Annotated in this window: 17 protein-coding genes; 9 read left to right on the top strand and 8 right to left on the bottom strand. The window is 37.1% G+C overall.

Features of this window, described 5'->3' with window-relative positions:
- Positions 1-159: 159 nt before the first annotated feature.
- From idi to H9L23_RS08800, 5 genes are all read right to left on the bottom strand, one after another.
- Positions 160-702, bottom strand: a complete 543-nt coding sequence (idi, locus tag H9L23_RS08820; RefSeq protein WP_187594606.1) for an isopentenyl-diphosphate Delta-isomerase — start codon at positions 700-702, stop codon at positions 160-162.
- Entirely contained in the window at positions 703-1,539 is an 837-nt protein-coding gene (locus H9L23_RS08815; protein ID WP_187594605.1) for a phytoene/squalene synthase family protein, read from the bottom strand.
- Positions 1,523-2,428: a MerR family transcriptional regulator gene (locus H9L23_RS08810; protein WP_187594604.1), complete on the bottom strand. Its 906-nt coding sequence runs from the start codon at positions 2,426-2,428 to the stop codon at positions 1,523-1,525. The genes H9L23_RS08815 and H9L23_RS08810 overlap by 17 nt, the downstream gene beginning before the upstream one ends.
- Positions 2,429-2,626: 198 nt before the next feature.
- Positions 2,627-3,505, bottom strand: a complete 879-nt coding sequence (locus tag H9L23_RS08805) for an SDR family oxidoreductase (RefSeq protein WP_223191063.1) — start codon at positions 3,503-3,505, stop codon at positions 2,627-2,629.
- Between the two features lie 74 nt (positions 3,506-3,579).
- Positions 3,580-3,855: a hypothetical protein gene (locus H9L23_RS08800; RefSeq protein WP_187594603.1), complete on the bottom strand. Its 276-nt coding sequence runs from the start codon at positions 3,853-3,855 to the stop codon at positions 3,580-3,582.
- Positions 3,856-4,147: 292 nt separating this feature from the next.
- Between H9L23_RS08800 and H9L23_RS08795 the strand changes: the two genes are divergently transcribed.
- From H9L23_RS08795 to H9L23_RS08760, 8 genes are all read left to right on the top strand, one after another.
- Positions 4,148-4,888 carry a LytR/AlgR family response regulator transcription factor gene (locus tag H9L23_RS08795; protein ID WP_187594602.1) on the top strand — a complete coding sequence of 247 codons (741 nt, stop codon included), beginning with the start codon at positions 4,148-4,150 and terminating at the stop codon, positions 4,886-4,888.
- 87 nt (positions 4,889-4,975) lie between these two features.
- Positions 4,976-6,073, top strand: coding sequence for a sensor histidine kinase (locus tag H9L23_RS08790; protein WP_187594601.1), 1,098 nt, complete (start codon positions 4,976-4,978; stop codon positions 6,071-6,073).
- A 153-nt stretch (positions 6,074-6,226) separates the two neighbouring features.
- Positions 6,227-6,985, top strand: a complete 759-nt coding sequence (locus tag H9L23_RS08785; RefSeq protein WP_187594600.1) for a LytR/AlgR family response regulator transcription factor — start codon at positions 6,227-6,229, stop codon at positions 6,983-6,985.
- Between the two features lie 113 nt (positions 6,986-7,098).
- The gene (locus H9L23_RS08780; RefSeq protein ID WP_187594599.1) at positions 7,099-7,461 is read left to right on the top strand and encodes a response regulator; all 363 of its coding nucleotides are present in this window, start codon (positions 7,099-7,101) and stop codon (positions 7,459-7,461) included.
- A gap of 13 nt (positions 7,462-7,474) precedes the next feature.
- Positions 7,475-8,104, top strand: coding sequence for a hypothetical protein (locus H9L23_RS08775; RefSeq protein ID WP_187594598.1), 630 nt, complete (start codon positions 7,475-7,477; stop codon positions 8,102-8,104).
- A gap of 128 nt (positions 8,105-8,232) precedes the next feature.
- A complete protein-coding gene (locus H9L23_RS08770) occupies positions 8,233-9,606 on the top strand; it encodes an exonuclease domain-containing protein (protein WP_187594597.1) in 1,374 nt (457 codons plus the stop codon).
- A 243-nt stretch (positions 9,607-9,849) separates the two neighbouring features.
- Complete coding sequence (locus tag H9L23_RS08765) at positions 9,850-10,266, top strand: VOC family protein (protein WP_187594596.1); 417 nt, start codon at positions 9,850-9,852, stop codon at positions 10,264-10,266.
- A 41-nt stretch (positions 10,267-10,307) separates the two neighbouring features.
- Positions 10,308-10,742 carry an SRPBCC family protein gene (locus H9L23_RS08760; RefSeq protein WP_187594595.1) on the top strand — a complete coding sequence of 145 codons (435 nt, stop codon included), beginning with the start codon at positions 10,308-10,310 and terminating at the stop codon, positions 10,740-10,742.
- Between the two features lie 183 nt (positions 10,743-10,925).
- Here H9L23_RS08760 and bioA read toward each other — a convergent pair whose 3' ends face one another.
- From bioA to H9L23_RS08745, 3 genes are all read right to left on the bottom strand, one after another.
- Positions 10,926-12,227, bottom strand: a complete 1,302-nt coding sequence (gene bioA / locus H9L23_RS08755) for an adenosylmethionine--8-amino-7-oxononanoate transaminase (RefSeq protein WP_187594594.1) — start codon at positions 12,225-12,227, stop codon at positions 10,926-10,928.
- 6 nt (positions 12,228-12,233) lie between these two features.
- The gene (locus H9L23_RS08750) at positions 12,234-12,686 is read right to left on the bottom strand and encodes an NUDIX domain-containing protein (RefSeq protein WP_187594593.1); all 453 of its coding nucleotides are present in this window, start codon (positions 12,684-12,686) and stop codon (positions 12,234-12,236) included.
- Positions 12,687-12,920: 234 nt separating this feature from the next.
- A complete protein-coding gene (locus H9L23_RS08745) occupies positions 12,921-13,658 on the bottom strand; it encodes a cation diffusion facilitator family transporter (protein WP_317175291.1) in 738 nt (245 codons plus the stop codon).
- Between the two features lie 113 nt (positions 13,659-13,771).
- Between H9L23_RS08745 and H9L23_RS08740 the strand changes: the two genes are divergently transcribed.
- Positions 13,772-14,968, top strand: a complete 1,197-nt coding sequence (locus H9L23_RS08740; protein ID WP_025143461.1) for a pyridoxal phosphate-dependent aminotransferase — start codon at positions 13,772-13,774, stop codon at positions 14,966-14,968.
- The last annotated feature ends 17 nt before the right edge of the window (positions 14,969-14,985 follow it).

Below are 14,985 nucleotides of genomic sequence, written 5' to 3'. Positions count from 1 at the left end.
ATCTAATAAACTAAATATTAGCGGGTTATTTCTAACAACATTTCAAACGAAACTTTTAAGTATAATCTGAAAGTAAAAGAAATGTTAAACTTTTAGGATTTTTAGAAACTAGTCTTATATTTGTCCTCGAGAGCGTTAATTTAGATACGGGTATATGGCTTAGGCTGTATGCCCGTTTTTTGTTTTGGTACTTTTTACATGCTCCATTACCTTACCTAAACAAATCCTAAGCCATGGTGTATAAATGCCAGGATTAGCCTCAATATCACTCGCCAAAGCTTCCAGATTGATGTATTTAAAAGTTTCTACTTCATTCCGGTTTATAACGGGCAATTCATCACTGGTACCAAAGAAAACATGATCTACTTCGTGTTCGGTTAAACCATCTTCAAAATCGGCTTTATAAGTAAACTTGAACAGGTAATTCAGTTCACACTCCATGCCCATTTCTTCCTTTAAGCGTCTTTGGGCAGCATCCATATTGGTTTCGCCCATTCTTGGGTGACTGCAGCAGGTATTGGTCCACAGGCCGCCAGAATGATATTTGCTTAAAGCCCGCTGTTGCAATAAAAGTTCATTTTTAGAATTAAAAATAAAAACAGAAAAAGCACGGTGAAGCAGGCCTTTTTGATGTGCTTCCATTTTCTCCATCTGGCCCCGCGGCACATCATCCTGATCTACCAGAATAACTTGTTCTTCCATCTAAATTACATTTAACTTATTACGGATAATGGAATCAAACATTAAACCAACTTTACGGGTGTTTGAAATCCTGATCCTTTCCGTCATGATTTTTTCGGCACTTAAGCGCTTAATTTTGGCAAATAACTTTTTATAGTAAATGTATGATAGGTATACGCCATTGCGGGAGCTTGTTGGCAACATTTTGATGCCCGCTAAAGCCACATCGAACTCCTCATCAATTTCACGCTCGATTTCCTTTTTCTGGTTATCGCAGAATACAGCAAGATTAACATTGGGAAAATAATTACGGTTAAGCGCCTGGTGATCAGCCTTAACATCCCGTAAAAAATTTACTTTCTGAAAAGCCGAGCCCAATTTCATGGCGTAAGGCCTTAATTGTTCATAACGCTCCTGGTTTCCGTTGGTAAAAACTTTTAAACACATTAAACCAACCACTTCTGCTGAACCCAGTATATATTCATTGTACAGTTCGGCCGTGTATTTCTGGCTTGAAAGATCCATTTCCATACTGTTCAGAAACAATACAATTAGCTCATGATCAATCTGATAGTGATTAACTACTTTTTGAAACGAATTTAATATCGGGTTTAAACTAATACCCAGTTCAATGGCCTCAAAAGTATCATGCTTAAACTTATCGAGTAGAAATTTTTTATCAAAGTGATGGAAACTATCTACAATCTCATCAGCCAAACGTACAAAACCATAAATAGAATGAATGGGCAAACGCAGTTCTTTACCAAGAAAATAAATACCAAATGAGAAACTGGTACTATAACGCTTAGTGGTAAGGCGGCTGCAATCGGCAGAGAGTTGATCAAAAATTTCTTTCATGTAAACGAGGATTGGGGATGGATGCTTCAAATTCATCAAGGTTTTTAAACCAATTGATGTGACCGATATTTTGTAATTTGCTTATCACCTGACCATTTCCGGCAAGGTGAATCTGCGCAGATGCGCATACTGCTGATAACTGATCTATATATTTCTGAGCCGCTGATGTTGCCCTGGATTTTACCAAAAAAAATAAAACATGATCTACATTTAGTGATGCAAATACACGTTTAATAGAATCTAACGGAACTTTACTGCCTAAGAAAATAACCTGATGGTTGTGCATCCTCAACATATAATTGGCAAAAAGCAATCCGATGTCGTGATCTTCATCTTCAGGTAGAAAAAGAAGCCATTTGCTGGCCGAAGATGGCGCCAATGGAAGGTGATTGATGTGCGTAAATATTTTCTGACGGATAATATTGGACAAAAAGTGCTCGTGAGCAGGACAAATATCGTCTTTTCGCCACATTAAGCCTAAACGGACCAATAACGGATACATGATTTTTCGGTAACAGAGCGAAAGACCTAATTTTTCAATCACTTCATCAATTAAATGATTAAAAGACAGCTCATTAAAAGACAATCCACTGGTAATCAGTTTAGAGATGTAGTATTCTGCCTCTTCATCCAGAGAAGGATAACTAAGCTGCTCATCTAACAGTGTTTCAATGGCTTCATCAGAAAGGCGGCAGATTTTTGAAATTTTTAAGCCGCTTTTATTTAAGCTCACGATATTTAAGAGTTTTATTAACTGCTTATCGTCATATAAACGGGTATTCCCTTCCGTCCGCATCGGACTCAATGCGTTATACCGTTGCTCCCAGATCCTGATGGTATGGGAATGAATGCCCGAAAGCTGTTCAAGATCTGAAATGGAGTAAGTCATTATTTTGTTTAAATATATTCAAATAAAACTTAAACAAAATAAATAATGGAAAGTTTTTTTTTAAAATGATGGAACAGCGGTCAGATGGTAACATTTGGCACCACGATAAATGTTATTAAGGATAAACACAGATTTTATATCTGTGTTTATCTGTGCGCATCTGTGGTTAAAAACCCTTAACTCAATCACGTTGCCGTACTAACTAAAAGCAGCACAATAATCTTTAACAAAATCCGAAAATGTTCCCGGGGCTGCCCCCGTTACTTCCAATACATCATTGCTTAGCACAGCGGCTTCACCACGGGCATAATGCGCATAATCTTCTATTAAACCTGCTGCCTGCCAAGCTGGAAAACCAACCTGGGACAAAGCCATTAGCAATTCTTCTTCAGAAACATTAATGTATCTAATTTCTTTCCCTAATGCCTCAGAAAGAATTTCGGCAATTTCTTTATGACTGATGGCTTCAGGACCGGTAATGTTATAAATTTTACTTTCATTATCCCTGTTAAGCAAGGCGTTTAAGGCAACTGTTGCAATATCGCGGGTATCGACCAGACTAATTTTAGCATCACCTGCAGTAGCGAAAAACTTTTGCTGGTATTTAATCAGATCTGCAAAACCAAGAAGTCCCTGCATAAATAAATTTGGTCTTAAAAAAGTGTATTTTAAACCTGTATCTTTTATTTTCTGCTCTACAGCCGCGTGGTAACGAAGAAACCGAACGGGCGAATTGATATTTGCGGCGAACTGCGAAAGCTTAACAACATGTTTTACCTCACTTTTTGCAAGGGCATCAACAAAATTGCTTTGCAACCTTTCCGCATCTTCAGAAGAATTGCTTAAAAGAAAAACTTTTTCTATCCCTTTTAGGGCATTTACAATACTTTGCTGATCGTTAAAATCACCAACAACCAATTCAACACCATTAAGGTGTTTTAAATTATCGGCTTTATCAAGGTTTCTTACCAATGCCCTGAAAGGAATATTTTTTTGGGCTAACTGTTCTGCCAATGCAGAGCCAACGCTTCCTGTTGCGCCGGTAATCAAAATTGCAGGCTGGATTGAATGTGTCATATTTTAAATTTTAATTAGACCACAAATCTCTAGCCTTATGCAGGAACAAAATTGTAAGAAAACGAAAGCTTAGGCTAAAATGCTTTTTCGGTTAGGAGTACTCCCCTTTCGCCATTACCTGTTTCTATGGTATGTACATGTTTGTATGAATGGCTTAAAAAATCGTAAGCATGTTCCATCTCTTTAATAGATACCGTATTTACCGGATAATTAAAATTGGTTTGCATGCACAGCAGGCTGCCATTGGCGAGTAAAAGAAAATCACAATCATATCCTCTCTCTTGCAGTTCGATAACTTTTTTAGTGATGGATACGTTTAATCTGTTGGTAGTGCGGATTTTATTTTTCATGGAGTATTGGTTTTAGGGATTTTTGGGATGATTATTTTAGCATATTAAATATATCTATTAATTACTACGATTCAAAATACAATATATTGTTATACAAGTAATTAAATGAGTTTGTTTTCATTTTTCTTATGCTAAGAATTGTAGTTTAACCTGGTTTGGGCGCAGATTTTATCCTAAAAAACATTTGTATCATATTAATTACATCTGATACTAATCAAAAATACAGATAGAAAATAATTTCTTTATTTAAAAATGCAAGCTATAATTTAGTAGAACTTAACACACACACCTAATGAAACTAAAATGCATCATAATCGATGACGACCCCCATGCCGTCAACGGGATAAAAGCGTATATTGATAATCTCGCAAACATACAGCTCGTACAATCGTACACCGACCCACTACAGGCTTTGAACGAAATCACGGCTGGCGAACACGTTGATATTATTTTTATCGACGTAGATATGCCCAAAATTTCGGGTCTTGAATTATCTAAAGCCATTCGGCATAAAACCGATAAACTGATATTTACTACTTCGCATTCTAAATATGCTTACGAAGCTTTTGAAATGTATGCAAGTGCCTATTTATTAAAGCCATATACTTTTGCCCGTTTTGCCGAAACCATTAACCATCTTTTCCCCCACAGACCCAGCATACACAATATAACGGTAAAACAAGAAGATGATTATTTTTTTGTACGCAACAAAAGTGAGAAGAATAACCTCATCAAGGTAAGGTATGCTGATATTGTGGCTATAGAGAGCCTTCAGAATTATGTTAGGATTTTCACCCTTAACGAAACGATCGTATCCTACATTGCGCTATCAGAGATCAAGATTATTTTAAAAGATTATCAGAATTTTGCGCAGGCACACCGTTCGTTTATCATTGCCAAAAATTACATCGAGAAAGTAGAAGGCAATACCCTTAAAATGATTAACGACCTGACCATCAATATTGGAAATAATTACCGTGATACCATTCAGGAGTACATCAAAGAAAAAACGATTAAAACTAATCGTTCTTAAAACTAAAATTTTAGTATTTTCGTTGTTAACAAATTAAAACTCTTTTTTTGTTAACCATATATAGCCGTCCCCCAATTAACTAGCCAGATGAATGCAACAAACGATAGCGTAAAAGAAAAAAAAAGCCAATTATTAGCATGGCTGATTAGTAAAAAGATCCATATCATCGTTTGGATCATCTTTATCTTTTACGAATCTATTATTGTAGGCCTCATTAACGGGAAATTTAGCCGCTTACCGCCTTACATTCTATATTATACACTCAATATTATTACTTTTTATGTGCATGCCCATGTAGTACTGGCCATAGGTTTTAAAAACCCAAAACAGACGGTATGGAAATTGCCTTTAGCGGTAATCCTCGAAATTGTGGCTTATGTCATGATTGCTGTTTTGCTCGATTATACCATTATTCACTATACAGCCTATAACGGTTCCAGGAAGATTGAGCTCAACCTGCAGTATTTTTCAGCCCCATTGTACCGCTGCGTATATTTTATGTGTTTCTCTACAGGTTATTACTTTTTGATGCGTTATATTAAGGAGCGAAAAAAAACAGAAGAACTGGAAAAACAACGTTTATATAACCTCATCCAGATCTCCCGTTCAGAAAATGCTTTTCTAAAAGCGCAGATTCAGCCTCATCTGTTATTTAATACACTTGATTTTATTTACCAGAATGCCCGCGAATCTTCTCCTGTTGCTGCTGAAGCCATCCATTCGCTCTCAGAAATGATGCGTTATTCTGTAGACAGCAATAAAGACCGTGAATTTATATTATTGGGAGAAGAAATTAACCAGGTTGAAAACCTGATTAACTTACACCAGCTCCGTAACGACCATAATATCAGGCTTCGCTTTTGGTACGATGATGAGATCAGAAAGCTGCAGATCATTCCGATGGTACTCATTACTTTGGTAGAGAACATCTTTAAACACGGAGAGTTAACAACAGAATCTCATCCGGCAGAAGTGAGTTTAAAAACGGAAGACAACTACCTGATTATCCAGACATCCAATTTAATTAAGGCTGTTAAAAACAATTCTGGTTTAAGTGCCGGAATGGAAAATATAAAAAAGCGTTTAGATTATACCTATGGCCAAAATGCAGCGTTTGAATATTTTAGTAATGCTGATCGTTACTTTAGGGTAATGTTAAAAATAAAGCTTACTGTAAGCACTTAGTTTTAATATTTTCGCTCAAAAGTTTAAAGTTCTGCAACAATTTCAAAAGAAAAGCCAATTTTCCTTGCTGAATAGATAAAAATCCGTCACCAAGTTGTTTTTTTTCCTTTTTATTGACCGAAGTTGTAATTTGCGTTACCTAAACATGAAAAAATGTCAATAAGTTGCATCGCTATTGATGACGACCATCACGCTCTCGAAAGCTTAATTGAGTATGTAGATAAGTTGCCGGATTTAAAACTTATTCAAACTTTTACCGAACCACTCCAGGCTCTCGCAGAGATATCTGCGTCTAGCCCTGTTGATATTATTTTTATGGATGTAGAAATGCCTTCGCTTTCGGGCATTGAACTGGCTGGCTTATTAAGACAAAAAACAAAATACCTGGTTTTTACCACCGCACATGCGCGTTATGCCATTGATGCTTTTAAGGTTGAGGCTGACGCCTACCTACTTAAGCCCTACTCAATTCTTCATTTTACCAAAATGATCAATAACCTTTACCCTACCGGTAAAGATACTACTAATGTTTTTTCGGCAAGTGACGAATATTTCTTTTATATCCCTTTGCAGGGAGAAAACGGAGATTTGGTAAGAATTGATCTGAATGAACTGATTGCAGTGGAGGAACTTGAAGAAGATATCCGGTTTAAAACCACACAAAATACATTTTTCAGCTCCAGATCGAATTTTACCAAAACTTTAAAGATGCTGAAGAAACATTCGGCATTTATCCAGATCAGCTCAACAGTAGTTATTGCAAAACAGCACATTAAAAGCGTACTGGATAATAAAATCCTGTTATCAGAAGAAACATCCTTTATCCTTTCCGAAACCCACACGGAACATTTTGCTGATTTTTTAAAAAATAATTTACCTCAGGAAAAATCAAAACCAGACCCCATCATTTAAGCTTTCTATACCTTAATATTGCGCTTTCCAATATTTTTTATCTGCCTTTAAAACATTCCAGTCTGAACTTTGTATTAGGATAGTCTATTTAATTATTAATTGATTTATCTGTTTTGAAAAGAGTATTGGTTGTGGATGATGATCCTGATGTATTAGAAGTTTTTCAGGAAGTTTTAGAAACCGAACATTATAAAGTTTACCCCTTGTTATCGCCAAGGCATATTTTTAAAACCATTAGGGATTTTGCACCAGACCTGATTATACTCGACATTATGTTAAATGGAATGGATGGACGTGCCGTATTTAAAGAGCTAAGATTAAACCCTGAAACAGAGGGCATTCCAGTTATTATGGCTTCCGCAAGGTATGACGAAGATTATATTGCATCCCAAAAATATCATCCCGATGATTATTTAGAAAAACCATTTAATATGGCCGATTTACTACAGAAAGTAAATGCCTTAATCTTAAATTAAAAAAAAATCAGATATGAAATTAAAATTATTAACTCCAATGATATTACTGTGTGCGGTGGTATCAATTAAAGCTAAAGCACAGGGCAGACCGGATAAACTTTATTCGATGAGCGGAATTGGATTTGCCTTTCCTATGGGCGAAACCTCAGATTATTTTAAACCTAAATTCTCTACTTCATTGGGGTTAAATTTAGGTTTAGGCGATGGTGGTCTGTTCTTGTACCCTAAAGTAAGTTTACATGCGTTTACTTTTAACCAGATCACACCAGACGAAGGATATACCTATACATTACAAAAAGGAAGGGCAACAACCTATCTGTTAAACGTGGCGCTGGGATACCGCAAAATTGTAAACAAATGGGCTTTTTACGGCTTTGCTGGTGCCGGAGGTGGTATTATCCTTACCCCACAGGCTGCGGTAAACGCTTCAACTTTACAGGTTACACAAGATAATAAATCGAATAGCCTGGGCATTGCCGAAGGTGGTGCAGGTATTGAATATAATATTGGTGGCGCAAATTTATTTGTGGAGGCCAGTTACATGTATGGCTTTAGCAAAATCCAGAACAGAACATTTAATACCGTACCCATTAATATTGGTATTAAACCAAATTTGAGTAAATTATTGAGCAAGCTAAAATAGCTTCCATATACAAAATACCTGAGCGGTTACGTTTAAATAATGTAACCGCTTTTTTTATGCTAAAGAAATCATCAAAATAATTTTTATACTAATTATTTTAGCATAGCTTTGTATTTCAATTCAATTTAATGTTATACGCAGTTGTAGATATCGAAACCACCGGTGGTCATGCCTCAGCAAATGGCATTACTGAAGTTGCCATTAATATCCATGATGGCAATCAGATTGTTGAGTCTTACACTACCCTGATCAATCCAAAACAACCGATCCCGGATTACATTACCGCGCTAACCGGCATTGATAATGCCATGTTGAAGGATGCGCCAACTTTTGCTGATGTTGCGCTGCAGATCTACCAGTTGCTGAGTGATAAGATTTTCGTAGCGCATAATGTAAATTTCGATTATTCGTTTTTAAAACATCATTTGGCCGCTGCGGGTTACGATTTACAGTGTAGAAAACTCTGTACAGTTAGGTTAAGCAGAAAACTGATACCCGGAAAATCTTCATACAGTTTGGGTAAATTGTGTACAGCCCTCCAGATACCGATACAAAACCGGCACAGGGCTGCCGGCGATGCCGATGCCACCAGCATCCTCTTTAATATGCTACTGGATAATGATGTGGAAGGAATCATTCCGGAAATGTTAAAGAAAACTTCTAAAGAGCAGGTTTTACCGCCACATTTAGATAAAGCTTCTATTTTAAGATTGCCCAATCAGCCCGGGGTTTATTATTTTAAAGATAGCAAGGGCAAAATTGTTTACGTGGGCAAAGCCAAAGACCTTAAAAAACGCGTAACCAGTCATTTTACGGGCAACACCCCTAACCGGCAGCGACAGGAATTTTTGCGAAACATACACCATGTTGATTTCGTGACCTGCGGAACTGAACTAATGGCACTGATTTTAGAAGCCAATGAAATTAAACGCCTATGGCCCGAAAACAACCGCGCTATGAAACGTTACGAACACAAATACGACTTGTACGTCTTTGAAGATCAGAATGGATACCTGCGTTTAGCTGTTGATAAACATAAAAAAAACAATAATGCCATACAGAGTTTTAACAGTTTATTGGAAGGTTATAACTTTTTAACTCAATTAATAGATAAATACCAGCTTTGCGCGAAGCTCTGCTACCTTCAGAAAACAGCAACAAAATGTTATGCACACGAAAACGGGCAATGTTTTGGCGCTTGTAGCGGAATAGAAACCGTAAGTGTGTACAATAAAAAATTAAATGCCGCTTTAAACGATATCCAAAGTCAGCAACCCAGCTTTGCCCTGGTTGATGAAGGCCGAAAAGAAGAAGAATTTAGCTGTTTACTCGTAGAAAAGGGAAAGTTTTACGGAATGGGCTATTTTACCGACAAAAATTTCCTTTCGGATGGTTTAGCGCCAATTAAGAATGATTTATCCATTTACCAATCCAATAGTTATATCCTGAATTTAATTTTAAGCCACGCAGAACAACATCCGCAGAAATTGTATAAATTGTAGGAAATGGCTTAACTAACATAGACAGATTCCAAGTTGGTTGTCATTCCCGCGCAGGCGGGAATCTTAAAGCTTATTGCACTATGATTCCCAATCTAGTTGTGAATGACGCCCCCCATGCATCGTATCTTTTAAAAAAACACTTTGATTTATAATTGTCTCAAATACCCCTATAATTTTTCGTTTTTAGCAAGCTCAATTGCACCATCCGTTCCCTATCTTTACTCACAACAAATATAAAACGTTATGACAAAATCACTTTGGATAAACCTCCCGGTAAAAGACATTAATAAATCGAAAGCATTTTTTACAGCCTTAGGCTTCAACCTTAATCTGCAGTATGGCGCACGAGAAGATTCAGCTTGTTTTTTAGTGGGTGAAAGTAATTTAGCGATTATGCTTTTCGAAGAAGAATTATATGAAAGTTTTGCCGGCACTAACATAGCAGATGTGCGCCGCGGTGGCGAAGTATTATTTTCTATTGATGCAGAAAGTCCGGAAGAAGTTGATGAGCTTGCGCAAAAAGTAGTAGCTGCCGGAGGAACGATTTATGGCGAACCGGGTTATAAAGATGGCTGGATGTATGGCTGCGGTTTTGTGGATCTGGATGGACAAAGGTGGAGTGTGCTTTATATGGATATGAGCAAAATGCCTTTAGGCTAACTGCTTATCCATTCTATTGTAAGAAAATAAATCAAATAAACATGGAAAACGAACCCATTATTGTAGATCGTTTATACAATGCTCCGATCGAAAAAGTATGGAAAGCTTTAACCGATAACAAAGAAATTAAACAGTGGTATTTTCAATTAGCAGATTTTAAACCTGAAGTTGGTTTTAAATTTGAATTTACCGGTGGAGCTGTTGATGGGCCTCAATACCTTCACCTTTGTGAAATAACCGAAATAATAACGGGCAAAAAATTAGCTTATACCTGGCGATATGATGGTTTACCGGGCAATTCTGAAGTGAGCTGGGAATTATTTGAGCAAAGCGACAAAACACTATTAAAACTCACGCATACAGGTTTAGAAAGTTTCGCTTCTAATGGTCCGAATTTTGAAAAAACAAGCTTTAATGGAGGCTGGAATTATTTTCTTAATGAAGCGCTTAGCAAATACCTGGAGCCTGAAGCATAATTTTTGCTGTGAGTGGTTAGTGGAGACACGAACCACGGCTAATAAATAAATCCTTTATTGCGAGGAACGAAGCAATCCTAAATGCATTAGCGTAATAGCGATCGTTGTAAGATTGCTTCGTGCCTAGCAACGACGAAATATGAAAAATATTAGTTGTAGCTTCCTGATACTACTTTTAAAAACTTACACCTCTTCTAAAGCAGTTTTTATTGTAGCATAAATATAATCCAGATCTTCATCACTAATGACGTAAGGAGGTAGGATATAGATAATATTTCCAAGTGGCCTCAATATAATTCCTTTATCTAAGAAATAGGCATACAGCAAATTACGCAGGCTACTTAAATAAGAAGTTTCATTACCGGTTTCCCATTCAATGGCGATAATCGTTCCGGTTTGTCTGATGGCTTTAACTTTTGGATGTGTTTTAATCTCTTCCAGAAATACCGCGTGCTTAGCCTCTACCCTCTTAATATTCTGTATGGTTTCACTTCTTAAAAGGATGTCTAAGCTTGCGAGTGATGCCACACAAGCAATTGGATTGGCCGTAAATGAATGTCCGTGATAAAGCGTTTTTAACTTATCATCACTTAAAAAGGCTTCAAAAATCTCATTGGTACATGTGGTTACACCCAGCGGCATGGTTCCGCCGGTTAATCCTTTACTTAAACAGATAATATCCGGTTTATTGGTCAGTTTTTCGCAGGCAAAGTAAGTTCCTGTTCTACCGAAACCCGTCATCACTTCATCGGCAATGGTTAAAATCTGTGCGTCTTTACAGGCCGATAAAAGCTCGTCAAGGTATTTGGCCTCATACATTAACATTCCACCCGAACCTAAAATAAGGGGTTCGAAAATGAAACAGGCAGTATGCGTGAGATTTGAGATGTGAGAAACCAGCTCTGAGATGTTCGCTTCATTTGGAAGATCGATAAATTCTACGTCGAACAATAAACTGTTGAAGGCATCGGTAAAAATACTTCGTCCACTAACAGACATGGCGCCAAAAGTATCGCCATGATAAGCATTTTTAAACGCAAGGATTTTTGTTTTTGGTGTTCCATTATTATCCCAATATTGCAGGCACATTTTTAAGGCTACTTCTACAGCGGTTGAGCCATTATCGGTATAAAAAACCTTTTCCTGTTTACCTGGGAGTATTGGTAAAAGTCGTTCGGCCAATAAAACAGCAGGTTCGTGCGTAAAACCGGCAAAAATTACATGTTCTAAAACCTTAAGCTGTTCGGCTACTTTTTCGGCAATATAGGGATGCGAATGTCCATGTATATTTACCCACCACGACGAAACAGCGTCGATATATCTTTTACCGCTTTCATCAAAAACATAAACACCTTCTCCCCTAACAATCGGAATATGTGGAAGGGCATTTTTCATTTGGGTATAAGGATGCCAAATCACCTTTTGATCGCGTTCAGTTAGATTTAGTTTGGAGTTCGGCGTTTGGATTTCGGAAGTATCTGACATAAATAATTATAAATTAACTGAAAATTGTTCTTTTAAAAGTTGGGCAACGGTTTTATCGGTTTTGAAGGTAATTTCTTCGATATTTAAATCTTCTATTTTCACCCATCTAAAAGCCTGCAAAATTTCACCTTCACCGTCGAAATCGTAAATGGTATCTTTGAAGGCCAGTTGTAATGGCGTTTTTTCTTTAACCAAATAATAAACACTAATTACCTGACTATCGTTAAATGACGATTTCTCATAAAAATCGGTGGTATAAAAATGTGATAAAACCTCAATTTCGGCTTCACATTCTTCTACAAATTCCCTTTTTAATCCTTCAATAAGTCCCTCTCCTAGCTCTAATCCGCCACCTGGGAATTTGCTAAAACGAAATCCGTATTCTTCTTCATCACTCACCAGCACCTCGTTATGCTGATTAATCAGTAAACCATAAACCCTTACGTTAAAGTAGCTCATTTTCGAAATGTTTTTTATTTTTTATCACTATCTCTGGTGTCCAGACGATTTCTTTTCTAAAGGCTTCAGCCCTTACCTTGCATTCGCTCATGTGGCAATAATGGCAACACTCGGGCAAACATGGATCAGCATGGATAAAAAGTTCGGCCTTACGTACACCATTTTTGTTGATCAGTTCATCAATCTGCGAAATTTCGCGGTGAACCTGATTTAAATCAAAATAATACGGTAAAGTTACATGGCAATCGATATGAAATTCGGGCCATATTGCTGCGTGCGGAGATTATGCACATCAATCCAGGGATTGTGGCGGTTCTTTTGCAATACCTCTACTACCTCTTCAACGAGTGTAAAATCACTTTCATCCATCAGTCCTCCAACCGAACCACGGGTGAGCTTATAACCAGAATAAACGATGTAAAAGCCCACTAACACAGAGAGTAAGCTGTCTAACCAAATAATATTTGTCAGTTGAATCAGTATTAAACCAATAACAATGGCTCCACTGGTATAAGTATCAGTAAGCAGATGTTTTCCATCTGCCTGTAAAGTAACAGAATGTACCTCTTTGCCAACATTCATTAGATAAAGCCCTACGATGAGATTAATTAAGCCGGTAATGCCAATAATCATGGTTCCGGTTAATAGTTCACCTAAGGCATGCGGGTAAATGAGGTTGTAAGAAGATTTAAAAATAATGGCTAAACCCGCAATCAGGATCAGGATACCTTCTACAAAGACAGAAAAAAACTCTACTTTCCCATGTCCGTAAGGGTGGTTTTCATCTTTGGGCTGGGTACTTAAATAAATGCTGTAAAAAGCAAAACTACCTGCAATTACATTTACAATACTCTCTGCAGCGTCTGTCAAAATAGCATTAGAACCGGTGATAAAGTAAGCAATAAACTTGGCCAGCATTAATACAACACTTACTATAAGAGAAATAATGATAGCTTTCTTTTTAACCGACACCAGTATATTTTTTTCAAAAATACGGTTAACCGATAAATTAATTGTGAAAAACTCTGCCTTTTTTAGTGCAGAATAATATTTGGTTTATATATTTGCGCTCAAAGTAATTAACCATGAGCACCTTATCGAAAAGAATCAACAGTCTATCAGAATCTGCAACCCTTAAAATGACCAAACTTGGCCGCGAACTAGCGTCTAAGGGCATAAATATCATTAGTTTAAGTGTTGGTGAACCCGATTTTAATACGCCTGACCATGTGAAAAATGCTGCTAAAAAAGCATTAGACGAAAATTATACGCGTTATTCGCCAGTACCGGGCTACCCTGATCTGCGCCAGGCCATCGTAAATAAGTTAAAAACAGAAAATAACCTCGATTATGATATCTCTCAGATCGTTGTTTCAACAGGTGCGAAACAGTCATTATCGAATGTAATTTTAACTTTGATCGATCCGGATGATGAAGTGATCATTCCAACACCTTATTGGGTTTCTTATTCAGAAATGGTCACCTTAGCGGAAGGAAAATCTGTTTTTATCGATACCGATATTGAAAGCAATTTTAAAATTACACCAGCACAGTTAGAAGCAGCCATTACACCGAAATCGAAACTTTTCATGTTTTCTTCTCCTTGTAACCCAACTGGCTCGGTTTACAGTAAAGAAGAATTGGCTGCATTAGTTGCCGTTTTTGAAAAATATCCAAATATCTATATCCTTTCTGATGAGATTTATGAGCATATCAACTTTGTTGACAAACATGAATCAATCGCCCAGTTTGATAGCATTAAAGACCGTGTAATCATTGTAAATGGTTTCTCTAAAGCTTTCGCCATGACTGGATGGAGATTAGGTTATATCGCCGCAAATAAAGAAATAGCGGCTGCTAACGATAAATTACAGGGACAAACCACTTCCGGAACTTGTTCTATTGCACAAAGAGCCGGTATTGTAGCTTACGAGCAAGGATTAGCGAGCGTTTTAGAGATGAAAGAAGCATTTTTACGCCGCAGAGAACTGGTTTATAACTTATTAAACGAAATTCCGGGTGTAAAAACCAATCTGCCTGATGGTGCTTTCTATTTCTTCCCTGAAATCAGCTCATTCTTTGGTAAAAAAGATGCTGATGGAAATGTAATCAAAGATTCTTCAGATTTAGCATTATACTTATTGAACGTTGGTCACGTAGCTACTGTTGGTGGTGATTCTTTCGGTAATAATAACTATATCCGTTTATCTTATGCAGCATCAGACGAGAGTTTGGTAGAAGCATTAAGAAGAATTAAAGAAGCATTAGGTAAATTAGCTTAATCAGTTTGCAGTTAGCA

The organism is Pedobacter roseus, from assembly GCF_014395225.1.
GTDB lineage: Bacteria > Bacteroidota > Bacteroidia > Sphingobacteriales > Sphingobacteriaceae > Pedobacter > Pedobacter roseus.
This window is presented reverse-complemented; position numbering and strand designations above follow the sequence as displayed.

Bases quoted from the DNA above. Each gene is read 5' to 3' on its own strand.
- H9L23_RS08815 (WP_187594605.1), bottom strand. From the start codon at position 1,539: ATGAAAGAAATTTTTGATCAACTCTCTGCCGATTGCAGCCGCCTTACC.
- idi (WP_187594606.1), bottom strand. From the start codon at position 702: ATGGAAGAACAAGTTATTCTGGTAGATCAGGATGATGTGCCGCGGGGC.
- H9L23_RS08775 (WP_187594598.1), top strand. From the start codon at position 7,475: ATGAAATTAAAATTATTAACTCCAATGATATTACTGTGTGCGGTGGTA.
- H9L23_RS08770 (WP_187594597.1), top strand. From the start codon at position 8,233: ATGTTATACGCAGTTGTAGATATCGAAACCACCGGTGGTCATGCCTCA.
- H9L23_RS08800 (WP_187594603.1), bottom strand. From the start codon at position 3,855: ATGAAAAATAAAATCCGCACTACCAACAGATTAAACGTATCCATCACT.
- H9L23_RS08765 (WP_187594596.1), top strand. From the start codon at position 9,850: ATGACAAAATCACTTTGGATAAACCTCCCGGTAAAAGACATTAATAAA.
- H9L23_RS08795 (WP_187594602.1), top strand. From the start codon at position 4,148: ATGAAACTAAAATGCATCATAATCGATGACGACCCCCATGCCGTCAAC.
- H9L23_RS08740 (WP_025143461.1), top strand. From the start codon at position 13,772: ATGAGCACCTTATCGAAAAGAATCAACAGTCTATCAGAATCTGCAACC.
- H9L23_RS08785 (WP_187594600.1), top strand. From the start codon at position 6,227: ATGTCAATAAGTTGCATCGCTATTGATGACGACCATCACGCTCTCGAA.
- H9L23_RS08750 (WP_187594593.1), bottom strand. From the start codon at position 12,686: ATGAGCTACTTTAACGTAAGGGTTTATGGTTTACTGATTAATCAGCAT.
- bioA (WP_187594594.1), bottom strand. From the start codon at position 12,227: ATGTCAGATACTTCCGAAATCCAAACGCCGAACTCCAAACTAAATCTA.
- H9L23_RS08810 (WP_187594604.1), bottom strand. From the start codon at position 2,428: ATGACTTACTCCATTTCAGATCTTGAACAGCTTTCGGGCATTCATTCC.
- H9L23_RS08760 (WP_187594595.1), top strand. From the start codon at position 10,308: ATGGAAAACGAACCCATTATTGTAGATCGTTTATACAATGCTCCGATC.
- H9L23_RS08790 (WP_187594601.1), top strand. From the start codon at position 4,976: ATGAATGCAACAAACGATAGCGTAAAAGAAAAAAAAAGCCAATTATTA.
- H9L23_RS08805 (WP_223191063.1), bottom strand. From the start codon at position 3,505: ATGACACATTCAATCCAGCCTGCAATTTTGATTACCGGCGCAACAGGA.